The following is an 11,780-nucleotide window of genomic DNA, read 5'->3' on the forward strand; positions in this document are numbered from 1 at the left end:
GAAAGGCCGTGATCGGCATGCTATGCAACAAAATTTTGATGCCTTTCGATGGATCGGCGTTAGCCAAAAAAGCACTGGAAAAAGCGGTCAAGCTGTCGTGCAGCATGCTCATATTCCGGTGCTGCTCGTAAAATATGAACCGGATTCGCGGAAAATGATAGCTCGTACTGAGAAAATCGACTTCATTCAGAGGGCATTTTTTTAGAAATGCGAGAAAAACAATCTGCTGTAAACCGAAAGGAAAGCGATCGAGGCTTCTGATAGAGAGAGCCATTCTGTTTATGTTATAATAGGTACCGTCTTTCTTGAATTGGCTGCAGATTCAGGAGGTATGCCATTTCATTTTTTCCGCCGCTCAGTTTCAGGCATAGCCGGTTTTATAAACATCCCTGCTCCGGCATTGTTTTATAATTTCCTCTTGTGAACTGGATATCTTTCATTTAGTATTTTTTTGTCAGCAATCATTTCGTTGCTATGAACCTCCTCTTGAGGGGAGCAGCCTTAATTTGAAACCGTCGAAAGAGAGTGGGACATTATGGGTCGTAAATGGAACAATATCAAGGAAAAAAAAGCGTCAAAGGATGCCAATACCAGTCGGATATATGCAAAGTTCGGTAAAGAAATTTACGTTGCAGCCAAACAGGGAGAACCGGACCCGGAATCCAATCGCGCCCTGAAGGTCGTGCTTGAGCGCGCAAAAACGTACAGCGTACCGAAAGCGATCATTGACCGGGCCATCGAAAAAGCAAAAGGCGGTTCCGAAGAAAGCTACGACGAGCTGCGTTATGAAGGCTTCGGACCAAATGGATCGATGATCATCGTCGATGCACTGACCAACAACGTAAACCGTACTGCTTCCGAAGTCCGTGCAGCCTTTAATAAAAATGGCGGCAACATGGGCGTGAGCGGTTCGGTAGCCTATATGTTCGATGCAACTGCCGTTATCGGTGTCGAAGGCAAAACTGCGGAAGAAGTTCTCGAATTGCTCATGGAAGCGGATGTGGACGTACGCGACATTCTGGACGAAGACGGATCGGTGATCGTCTACGCGGAGCCAGACCAGTTTCACGCCGTACAGGAAGCGTTCAAAAATGCCGGCGTCACTGAGTTTACCGTTGCAGAGCTGACCATGCTCGCGCAAAATGAAGTGACACTTCCCGAAGACGCGCAAGCTCAATTTGAAAAATTGATTGATGCACTGGAAGATCTGGATGATGTCCAGCAGGTGTACCACAATGTAGATTTGGCGGAGTAAATGCTTGGCGCCGGTCCCGGCGAAAGGGACGTCCTTGCAAGCCAGCTGAATCAACTCGATATTTCATATAAGAATCGAAAAACTGTCCCTTCAAAAGAGGGGACGGTTTTTTTATTTACTCAGGACAAAAAAAGCATAGAACTTACAAACATTGGTTAATGTATAAACAAAATGGAAAGGGCAGGTGCCATGCAATGAATGCCAACCAAGAACTGAAGAACACGCTTTCGTATATCCATTCCGAGCTGAATCGGATCGAAACGATGGCCGGAACGCTGTCTACCATTGAGCACGACCATTACAAAAAGCTCACGAATTTCGATGACCGAAACCTGGTCGATATTGCCGTGGAAGAACAGAATGCTGCCCGCCAGCTTGGCACCATGAAGCACATGTGCTTGGCGATGACCCAAAAATTAGAGGGGCTCATAAACGCACTAGACGGTGGTGAACCGGGGGAGAGTGGGCAACGTGCTGAGACTCATTGAAAACTTCATCCGTTCGGCTATTAACGAAACGGTGGATAAAGCAGTAACGAGAATGATGAGGGATCAATACATTGAAAACCTGTTTGAGATGGTGCCTGCCACGAAAAAGGTTGGACCGATCAACCTTATGGAAATCGCGATGCGGGCTGCCCAGGGAACACCCGTCCCTCGTCCGCTTGGCAGTCACCTTCACTTTTCCCCGTGGGAGAAAATCTTGTTTAATCCCGTACATTTATTCCGCTTTCCAACACCAGAAAATGTAGGGATCAAGACTTCTGTCACGATCGGCCACCGCGCGCGAAAACCATTGACCATCTCCATGCCGATCATGATCGCAGCGATGTCGTTTGGAGGGGCGCTTAGCAAGAGTACAAAAATTGCGTTGGCCAAGGCGGCTGCGGCTGCGGGGACAGCGACCAATACAGGGGAAGCAGGTCTGCTCGAGGAGGAGCGGGAAGCCGCTCGCTTGCTGATCGGTCAATACAATCGCGGCGGCTGGTTGAATACCCCTGACAAGTACAACCGTCTGGATGCCATTGAGATTCAATTGGGACAAGGCGCCCAGGGATCAGCCTACCAGCGGACAACAGCAAAAAACATCGGTGAAGATTACCGAAAGGTTTTTGAGCTTCGCGAAGGGGAGGATGCGCTTATTCATTCGCGTCTTCCGGGGGTAAATACAAAAGAAGATTTTATTCAGCTCGTCAGGCGGCTTCGGGATGAGACGGGTGTACCGGTCGGGCTCAAAATCGCAGCAACCCATCACCTGGAAAAAGAGCTGCAAATTGCGGTAGAGGCCGGGGTAGATTTCGTTACGCTGGATGGAGCAGAGGGTGGAACCCATGGAGGAGCGCCGACGCTTCAGGATGATGTGGGGCTGCCGACTCTTTTTGCGATCACGAGGGCAACAGAATTTTTTGCCCGCAAAGGCGTTTTCCGGGATGTCAGTCTACTGGCCACAGGCGGACTTGTAACGCCGGGGCAAATGCTCAAAGCGATAGCACTGGGTGCAGATGCAGTCTATATCGGCACCGCAGCACTCATGGCGCTCGTGAGCGAACAAATGGTCAAGTCGGTTCCGTTTGAACCTCCCACCAGTTTGCTGGTTTATACGGGAAAAATGACGGATCAGCTAGATATTGACCAGGCGTCGACCAATTTGTTTCGGTACCTCAACGCTTGTGTGACAGAAATGGAATTGGTTGCTGTATCAGCAGGAAAAACCGCTTTATCCGACATTTCCAAAGCTGACCTTTGCACGCTTGACCCGTTTCTCGCAAAAGCAACCGGCATTCAGCTGGGGTACGTTTCGCCCGAGAATCAAGATCGTTTCTTCGAAGAAACCAAACCCGTGTTCGATCAGACCGAAGAGCGCTTTGCAGAAACACAGCCTTCCACTTTTCACTAGCAGAATGAATTATTTTTCTCCAGAGCCATCATACGGGGTGGAATTTCCTTACTCCGCAGATACATAAAGGCAAATTTGCCCGGGAAGTCTATGATGGGATGTACTATGTACACCAAACCATATGAAGAGGAGGTGCATATATGCAACGGTTTGCCGCACATGAATTTTTGGAAACGCAAGAAGCGCTGCGCTCCAAGCATGCGGAGATCGAAATGCATGGCTTATTTGCCGAAATGGCACAGGATCCGCAACTGAAAAACATGGTTCTCAATCACCAACGCCAAATCATGAATGCCTATCAGCAAGGGATCAATCTGTTGATGGGGAAGGGTGTAAACGTAGCAGCCACTCCCCAACTGGCTCAAATCCGTACGACTGAGCCAGCGACCGTCGGGCTGAATCAGCCTCAGATGATGGCGCCAAATCCACATCCAACCCGCCTTTCTGATATGACGATCGCAACAATCATGCTCAACTGGCACAAGGCCGGTTCCGCCATCGGTATGCTCTGGGCTAGTGAATGCGTAGACCCGCAAATCAGACAATATCATGTTAATGGAGCCAATCTGTGCCAACAAATGGCCTATGAAACATGGCAGTATATGAATATGAGAGGGTTCTACCAAACGCCGCAGCTAGCAGACCATACGATGAACACGATGATCAATGCTTACCAGCAACAGCCAGCAATGGCTTAAGTTATGAACCACATTAAAAAGGAGGAACACAAACATGTTTACCAATCAAACACTCTCCAATAACTTCGGTGGAGCCCAAGCGATTTTCCAACCAGGCTTTGCAGGGACCAACCCGCAGCAAGTAAGACAGGATATCGCCCGTGAAGGCGGATTTGGACAAGCTGGCTTCTCCGGCGGCTTCACCCAGCAAGCTTCCCCGGCTGCATTCGGCGGAGCCCAAGCTGTATTCCAACCAGGCTTTGCAGGCACCAACCCGCAGCAAGTAAGACAGGATATCGCTCGTGAAGGCGGATTTGGACAAGCTGGCTTCTCCGGCGGCTTCACCCAGCAAGCTTCCCCGGCTGCATTCGGCGGAGCCCAAGCGATTTTCCAACCAGGCTTTGCAGGCACCAACCCGCAGCAAGTAAGACAGGACATCGCTCGTGAAGGCGGATTTGGACAAGCTGGCTTCTCCGGCGGCTTCACCCAGCAAGCTTCCCCGGCTGCATTCGGCGGAGCCCAAGCGATTTTCCAACCGGGCTTTGCAGGCACCAACCCGCAGCAAGTAAGACAGGACATCGCCAGTGAAGGCGGATTTGGACAAGCTGGCTTCTCCGGCGGTTTCACCCAGCAAGCTGGATTCGGCGGAGCGCAAGCTGTATTCCAACCGGGCTTTGCAGGCACCAACCCGCAGCAAGTAAGACAAGATATCGCTCGTGAAGGCGGATTCTTGGCTTAAAAAACGCGGCAAGAAGACTTTCATAAGACAATGCCAGCCAGTGTGTAGAGATGCGCTATCAAAACACACTGGTTTCTCCATTTGCAGGCAAAGTATGAGCTGACGGAAAGAAGACTGTTTTGATGATTGACACATGTGACGCTTCCTGATGAGAAGAAAAACCGATATACGCAACAACAACAGTGAAAGGAGGTTTTGAGATGAAAAAACCGGACGAGAAGCCGAACGGAAATGAAGAACTGCAGGTACTGGGCACTCACGCAGCGGGAGCAACCGACCTCTTCCAAACCAGCAAAGCGCAAAAGGACACGGAGGTACAACCGCCTGAACACCCTGGAGGAGCGGGGACAGGGTAAACGGAACAACAGACGAAAAACCAGGTCAAATCAGCCTGGTTTTTTTACGCAACGCAGATTGCTGTTTGCAGTTGTCAGTCTGCTTGATTCACTTCGTAAGCGGCCCGAATTCCGGATTCGATGGCTCCTTGTATCCAACTGCGAAAATGAGAAGTGTGTTCCCCGGCAAAATGAATGTTCCCTTCAGGTAACGCTATATAGGGTGAAAGATCTTTCTCCTGGTTCGGTTTAAACATCGAAAAAGCTCCTGCAGAGTATGGGTGCAAAGCCCAGTTCTGGACAAATCCGGACACAAAATATCGCTTTGTCTGTTCTCCGTGAATTTCTGCCAGGTCTCCCAGAGCTTCTTCCACTTGCACTTGCCTGCTCATGCTTACCCAGGGCAACGCATCATCCTCCCATGTATAGCTGGCTAGCACAACGCCCTCTGCGTCCCCGAAACGATGGCTAGGATAGTAGGCAAAACGGATGGGCAAGTCGGTAACCGTTTGCCCTCCAAACATGCCTGCGTCTTCCCAAAAACGACGTGAAAATTGAATGCCAATTTTCGTAGAGGATACGTAGTGAAGCTGGTGAATGGCCTTCCATTTGTAATAGGAAAAAAGATCGTAGGGCTGTACCTCGATAAAGTTCATGAGAGAAAACGGGATCGTCAAGATGAGGCGGTCAGCTGTGAACTCCAGTTTTTGCATTGTGTTCGTATCGATTGCGCTTAGCCGAAGATAGTTGCCGCTCAGCGAAAGGGACGTTACCTTCATCGAAAACAAAATGTGATCGCTCAATTGATTGAAAAAAGCGTTGGGAAGCTGATCATTCCCACCCGTAATCTCATAAAATTCTGACTCTGGTGCAATCGCGATGATGTTTCGCAGCACTTCGAGAAAACTCAACTCGGGAAAGCCTTCGAACGCCAGCAGGACCTTGATCATATCTACAGCTTCGGCGGTGAGAGAAGGGCCAAGAGGATTGTAGCGAAGAAATGTCTCCATGGAGTACCGATCCAAGGCCTCGATTATTCTGGGCCAGTTTCTTTCAGGATCTTGCCTGATGAAGTCTATAACAGGTTGGGCTACCAGGCGGATTAGGTCTTCAGCTGTCTTTCCGCTCTCTTTTTTTGCTACGGGAAAGTTCAGGATATCAGGGCTTCTTTCATAGATCCTTCGACGAGTCTTGACGCCGTTTACATAGATCAAATCATTTGGGGTTTGATTGATAAATTTGTTTACCGGCAGTTTGTACTTTCGAATATAAGCCAAAGTCAGAGAATGACTGCGCGGGATTCTCATGGCGCCAGCCTCGAAATAGTGACCTTCTGAAAAAGGGGAACGTACAGTAAAAATGCGTCCGCCAACCCGCCGAGATGCTTCCAAAATGGTTACGTCATGTCCGGCCTCCTTTAACAAGGAACCGGCCACTAGTCCTGCCATGCCCGCTCCCGCAATCAATACCCTTTGAGGTTTATTTGAACGTTCCAGACCGTGGTGAATGATCCGGACCATTTGATCAAGAGAAAGACTGTTTAGGACAGGCATAGAATTCCCCTCTGTTTTATCAGAATAAAGTGCATTATACGATTATGACCTGCGGTTCACGATTATGCCAAAGCTCCCTGTACGACGAATAAAAAAATAACGTCTCCTGACAGCAGGAAACGTTATCATTATGCAAAGCCAGTCCTCACCAGCTTGCCTTTTTCACGCCTGGAATTTGCCCCTTGTAAGCAAGCTCTCGGAAGCAAATACGGCAAAGCTGAAATTTGCGAAGAACAGAGTGTGGACGTCCGCAGCGCTGGCATCGAGTATATGCCCGCACCTTGAATTTCGGCGTCCGCTGTTGCTTGACGATGATCGATGTTTTTGCCATACAACCTCCTGTACATTTTATTCTTGCCTTCGGTTGGCAAGTCTTTTATCGTACCATCATCCACGAAAAATAGATAGTGGTAAGTACAGGAGACGTTGAATAGTAAGCAGCAGGCAGCGCTCCAGCCGAACAGCACGAACGTACGTTCCCCAAGCAGCGCGCTGCGGAAGTCATGGCAGTCAGACTACAAATTTATTCAGATTCCCGGGTGTTATAGACCCCAGGTGTCGTCCGTTTCATTTCCGCATTCTTTTGTTCCGGTTCATTCTGTACTTTTTCAGCACTCTTGGCAAAACCTTCCGCCTTCAGCCTCTCGACTAAAAGTTCCTTGTCGTTCATAATCTCACTCCCGTATTTGTGGCGTAGGGGCAGTCTATTTCCCCTCATTTTCTATCATGAGCAGAGTGGCATTCATTCATGAAAGAATTTGTCTATGTAAGATGCAACCAATGCCTTTGATCAGGTATTGCTGTCTGCTTCCTCAAACATACTCTCGTATCCGGTCCGAGGAATATCGAGATTTTTCTCGCCAGCATTTTCGTCCATTTTCCCATCATTCGTACCTTCCATATAATCATCGCTAACCTGTTCATGGGTCATGGCCAATCCCTGTTCAGAAAAGGCACGGCTGCTGTAATCAGATGGCTCGTATGTCTTGTCGGCAATCTCGTTTGCGGCGTTGGTCAATTCGTCATTGCGGTTCTTCATCGTATCCCTCCTTTACGCGGATATCCTTAAATTGGGTGACTTTGAGCGGAATTATGCATGCCGCAAAAACGGTCCAAACTGGCGTAAAGTCGATCCTCAGATCAATGGAGAAGCCAGGGCGGCCGGCATAAAACAAGTACAGATGACGCACAGTATAATGACGAATTTGAACAGAGGGGAAGAAGGAAACAATGGCTGAGGAAATCAAGCAGGAAGTGCAAACTGTACGGATTCCTGAGACGGGTGAAACGATGGAAGCAAAGACATACTCGGGCAAGGAGCTTTTCTTGAAAGAAAATGCAGATGAAAAGGACGAAGCGTACGCGAAGCTGTGGGAGGATGACAGACTGTAGACCTGGCTTGCCGGAGTGATGCGGGACATAGACAGGTTCAATGGAAAAGAGGTCATTCTACCACGAGGAGTGATAACAAATGGACAAAGAGCTGCAATTGATGAAGGAACTGACTGAGGCGGCAGGCCCTCCCGGTTTTGAAGTCAGAGTACATCGCTTGATGAAAGAAAAGCTCTCTGCATTGACTCAAGAAATCATCACTGACAATTTGGGAAGCATCGTTGGTCAACACGGGAATGCCGGTCCAAAAATTCTTTTGGCTGCTCATATGGACGAAGTGGCCTTTATGGTCACACATATTACAAAAGAGGGCTTCCTCCGCCTGCAGCCGCTTGGCGGGTGGTGGGGGCACGTCATGCTGGCCCAGCGGGTAAAGGTTCTGTCGCGCAAGGGTGATCTCACAGGCGTGATCGGCTCAAAGGCCCCGCATATTTTATCGATCGAAGAGAGAAAAAACGTCCTGGAGATCAGCAATATGTTTGTAGACATCGGTGCTACCAGTAAGGAAGAGGCTGAAGAATTCGGAGTCGAGGTAGGCGATCCGATCATCCCGATTTGTCCGTTCGAGGTTTTGCCGAATCCCAAAATGCTCTTGGCAAAAGCTTGGGATAATCGCGCAGGCTGTTTCGTGACTTTGCAGGTTTTCAAGCAAATATGCCAAGAATCGCATCCCAATACGGTATTCTGCGGAGCTACGGTACAGGAGGAAGTAGGACTGCGGGGAGCAGTAACCCTGTCTCACAAAGTTTCTCCAGACATTGCGTTTGCCCTGGATGTAGGTGTAGCAGGCGACACACCCGGAATGAGCCACAAGGAAGGGCATTCCAAACTGGGGGCCGGTCCGCTACTTGGCTTTTATGACAGCAGCATGATTCCGCATTTGAACCTACGGGATTTTGTCATCGACACCGCCAAAGAAAACAAGATTCCTTACCAGACGGATATCATGCCTGGCGGCGGTACAGACGCCGGAAAAATACATATGGCACACAATGGCGTACCGTCCATGGTGATCAGCGTTCCGGCTCGTTATATTCATAGCCATGTGTCCATCGTGCACCGCGATGATCTGGACAATGCCGTGAAGCTGCTCGTCAGCCTGATCAAGAAGCTTGACGAAGAAACGGTTGGCAAAATAAAGGGTATGGATGCGCGGGGGCGATAAGATACCCCCAGTGAATCGTCCGTTTATGTTCGTAGCCATCAGGCGAGTGTGAGATTCCGATGTTGGTGGGGTTATGTGAAAAGGGAGTCTGTCATGAGAAAACACTTTGGGAAGCTTATATTCATACTCATTGCCCTTCTCGCGACCGGTTGCGTCTTCGTTTTAGGCTGGGAACCGGAGTATGCTTATGTTCCGCCTGCGGACAAGGTTTTGCGTCCTGCGCAAGCAAATGGTTTTCAGAACACGGGAGTCATGTATTACGACCTGTGGGGACAGACGTTTACGGTACAAGACAAAGCAAATGATCATACAGGCAGACTTTCTGCCCAAAATGGCGCTGTAGAAGTCAACGGCCGTCTGCTGCAATTGGGACGAACAACATTGTATCAGGAGACATTCGGCAATGAAGTGTTTCTCACGGATATCATGGGCATTGTGGACGGCCCTTTGACGATCGCAAATATCGCGAAAGCTATTTTCCAGTTAAAAGGGGAGGGAACGACAAATTTACAGGTTGAGCTTGCTTATGATGTAACCGTAGGGGGAAGGTCTTTTAAGAAAGGGGAAAAGGTGGATACCGGCATAGATGTTCCCAAGGGAGCTTATGCGCCACTGGGATTGCCCATTAAGTGGTCGGAAGGAAAATTGAAAGTCGGGGTCAGTTGCATGGCCTGTCATGCGACCGTTGACCACGAGACGAAAATGGTCATCGAAGGCGCTCCCAATTCCGATCTGAATGCCGGTTTGTTCCTCGCCTTGGCGACGAATTCCACCGCATTCTTTACACACACGGATGTAGCCAACCTAAAAGCATACATGAGCGGATTGGATCGTGTCGTGCCTACCTCTGATGGGAAAACGTCCCCTTTGCCCGATCCCGCTGCCTTGGAAAAAGCAGTGGACGAAAATTTAGTAAAATGGCCTCGGGGAAATATCGATTCGACGATCGATTTAACAAGCAATCCCTGTCAAATTCCCGATTCCTTCACAAAAGGAAATCACCCATATGGCTGGAGCGGCTTTTCTGCTGCCGGGCCATTTCATGGGTTAAGTGCGTTTAGCAACAACGTTCATGCGCAAAACTCCGATTCCCTCGCCCAAGTCGAGGCCAGCCAGGCATTATTCGGGCTGGATAAAGAAGTGTATCTGGGGACGCTATTGCAGAATGCTGCCGACCCGAAATACCGTTACGACCCGAAAAGCGGTCTGAAACCAACCGAGTTTTTTGCCAAAGTCGACCCTACGCCGGGTGTTCCTGGTGTAAACGAGATGATCAAGCCTCCGTCTTTTCCAAAGTTGACAGCCGTGGCTCCAGATGGATTGGTGATTGGTTCACCAGGCTACAAAGTCGGGGAACAGCTGAATGCGATGGCAGCCTACCAGAATACGATCACCCCTCCGAAGCATAAGGAAAAAGTCGACTCTAAACGAACAGTCTTAGGCGAGAATGTATTCAAGAGGGCGTCCTGCATTACTTGTCATGCGGGGGAAGCCTTTACCAATAACCGGGTGCTTACTTCCAAACAGATTGGGACGGAACCTTCCCGCGGAATGGCTCTGAAGAAAACCCAAAACCTGTTTGGTCCTCCATCGTTGTATACGCCAGATACGCCTGTTCCCATTCCGCCAGATGCAAAAGTGCTTCCCATTCCAACGGCCCATTTGGACCCGGAACAGCTAAAGATAGCGTTTGCACATGGCAATTCACCTGGGGGATACAAGGTAAAAGGGCTGATCGGCTTAAGATGGACTGCTCCTTATTTGCACGATGGCGGAGTTGCTGTTGGACCAAACCTGTCGCAATTGGGGGTACCCGGCACTTTGGCGAAGGGGATTTCACCCGATCCGGCCAATAGTTTGCGTGCTCTGATCGATAAAGATCTGCGGCAAAAAGTCATCGCTGCAAACAAAAGCGCGAAGGAGCTTGCAGACGTACATATTGCCGGAAGCGGACATGAATTCTGGGTGGATTCATCGACAGGCTTTACGAAAGAAGAGCAGGATGCGCTGATTCAATACCTGCTGTCCCTGGGGAGCAGGAATCAATAGCCGAGGACATCTTCCCTCCCCAAAAACAACACGTAAAACGATTCATTGAAGAATGCTCTAAAAGGACAGACGATGGGGTATTTTGTTCCATTGTTTGTCCTTGTGTTTGATTACAAATCCGGGTCCACCGATCGTTCACCAGTTTGACAGATTTGGACATGCCAAAAACATTTATAATAGTGGAAAAGTATAAACCGATGGGGGAACTCATTCATGAATACTGGTTTTCTGATAGCTCTGGTCATTGTGTCCATTTTAATTATTTGGATTACCATCTGGGTCACGAATAAAGCATATGGCCGAAAGCCTGATGTCATTGACCCGATACAGTCGACAGAAAACAATGATCCACTCAACAAAGAACCTGATCGATCATGATAAACGTACAAGAGCGATGAAAAAGCAAACGCTCTTACTCACACAAAAGTATTGCTTGGTTCGATTATCGCCTTAAGCATAAAGAAGAATCATTACGAATTTGTCAGCAATCAAATAGCCAAAGTGATCATTAGTGCAGTCCTGCATATCGCAGGGCTGCTTTTTTTGGTGCGCCCAGCATGGGCGATAGCTATAGGGTGAAAGTCCCGAACGGGGGTTGGCTGTACCAACCGTTAGCTCAAGGCAAGGGTGTCGACCGCGAGGTCGAATCTGAAGGAAGCCGGCGGCAAAATCCCGACCTGAGGTACACGAACCCAATTTGAGGCTGTTGTATCCGGGCG

At 49.2% G+C, this 11,780-nt stretch carries 13 protein-coding genes; 9 read left to right on the forward strand and 4 right to left on the reverse strand.

The genetic code is table 11. The features are described 5' to 3' along the window. Positions 1–535: 535 nt before the first annotated feature. From EDM54_RS17515 to EDM54_RS26540, 6 genes are all read left to right on the forward strand, one after another. Positions 536–1,255, forward strand: a complete 720-nt coding sequence (locus EDM54_RS17515; RefSeq protein ID WP_024984872.1) for a YebC/PmpR family DNA-binding transcriptional regulator — start codon at positions 536–538, stop codon at positions 1,253–1,255. Positions 1,256–1,449: 194 nt separating this feature from the next. Further along, a complete protein-coding gene (locus tag EDM54_RS17520) occupies positions 1,450–1,743 on the forward strand; it encodes a hypothetical protein (RefSeq protein WP_024984873.1) in 294 nt (97 codons plus the stop codon). Then, positions 1,727–3,151: an FMN-binding glutamate synthase family protein gene (locus tag EDM54_RS17525; RefSeq protein ID WP_003386743.1), complete on the forward strand. Its 1,425-nt coding sequence runs from the start codon at positions 1,727–1,729 to the stop codon at positions 3,149–3,151. Before EDM54_RS17520 ends, EDM54_RS17525 begins: the two co-directional genes overlap by 17 nt. Before the next feature lie 140 nt (positions 3,152–3,291). Further along, positions 3,292–3,849, forward strand: coding sequence for a spore coat protein (locus tag EDM54_RS17530; RefSeq protein ID WP_039071237.1), 558 nt, complete (start codon positions 3,292–3,294; stop codon positions 3,847–3,849). Positions 3,850–3,883: 34 nt separating this feature from the next. After that, positions 3,884–4,567, forward strand: a complete 684-nt coding sequence (locus tag EDM54_RS17535; protein ID WP_122958552.1) for a hypothetical protein — start codon at positions 3,884–3,886, stop codon at positions 4,565–4,567. Between the two features lie 200 nt (positions 4,568–4,767). Further along, positions 4,768–4,923: a hypothetical protein gene (locus tag EDM54_RS26540; RefSeq protein ID WP_003390366.1), complete on the forward strand. Its 156-nt coding sequence runs from the start codon at positions 4,768–4,770 to the stop codon at positions 4,921–4,923. A gap of 74 nt (positions 4,924–4,997) precedes the next feature. Here the strand turns inward: EDM54_RS26540 and EDM54_RS17540 are convergent, their stop codons facing one another. The 4 genes from EDM54_RS17540 to EDM54_RS17550 all read right to left on the reverse strand — a co-directional run bounded on the left by EDM54_RS17540 (position 4,998) and on the right by EDM54_RS17550 (position 7,494). Continuing rightward, positions 4,998–6,455 (reverse strand): flavin monoamine oxidase family protein, encoded by a 1,458-nt coding sequence (locus tag EDM54_RS17540; RefSeq protein ID WP_122958553.1) that lies wholly within the window; start codon positions 6,453–6,455, stop codon positions 4,998–5,000. A 145-nt stretch (positions 6,456–6,600) separates the two neighbouring features. After that, positions 6,601–6,786 (reverse strand): type Z 30S ribosomal protein S14, encoded by a 186-nt coding sequence (locus EDM54_RS17545; RefSeq protein ID WP_003390369.1) that lies wholly within the window; start codon positions 6,784–6,786, stop codon positions 6,601–6,603. Positions 6,787–6,978: 192 nt separating this feature from the next. Then, entirely contained in the window at positions 6,979–7,125 is a 147-nt protein-coding gene (locus EDM54_RS26545; protein WP_155808015.1) for a hypothetical protein, read from the reverse strand. Between the two features lie 120 nt (positions 7,126–7,245). Further along, positions 7,246–7,494 carry a YozQ family protein gene (locus tag EDM54_RS17550; protein ID WP_122958554.1) on the reverse strand — a complete coding sequence of 83 codons (249 nt, stop codon included), beginning with the start codon at positions 7,492–7,494 and terminating at the stop codon, positions 7,246–7,248. Between the two features lie 191 nt (positions 7,495–7,685). Here EDM54_RS17550 and EDM54_RS26550 point away from each other — a divergent pair, with 191 nt between their 5' ends. From EDM54_RS26550 to EDM54_RS17560, 3 genes are all read left to right on the forward strand, one after another. Continuing rightward, entirely contained in the window at positions 7,686–7,847 is a 162-nt protein-coding gene (locus tag EDM54_RS26550; RefSeq protein ID WP_016696636.1) for a hypothetical protein, read from the forward strand. Positions 7,848–7,926: 79 nt separating this feature from the next. Further along, positions 7,927–9,012, forward strand: a complete 1,086-nt coding sequence (locus tag EDM54_RS17555) for a M42 family metallopeptidase (protein WP_003390371.1) — start codon at positions 7,927–7,929, stop codon at positions 9,010–9,012. Positions 9,013–9,105: 93 nt separating this feature from the next. After that, positions 9,106–11,061: an electron transport protein gene (locus EDM54_RS17560; RefSeq protein ID WP_122958555.1), complete on the forward strand. Its 1,956-nt coding sequence runs from the start codon at positions 9,106–9,108 to the stop codon at positions 11,059–11,061. Positions 11,062–11,780: the final 719 nt, after the last annotated feature.

The sequence above is a fragment of the Brevibacillus borstelensis genome (assembly GCF_003710865.1).
Classification (GTDB): Bacteria; Bacillota; Bacilli; order Brevibacillales; family Brevibacillaceae; genus Brevibacillus; species Brevibacillus borstelensis.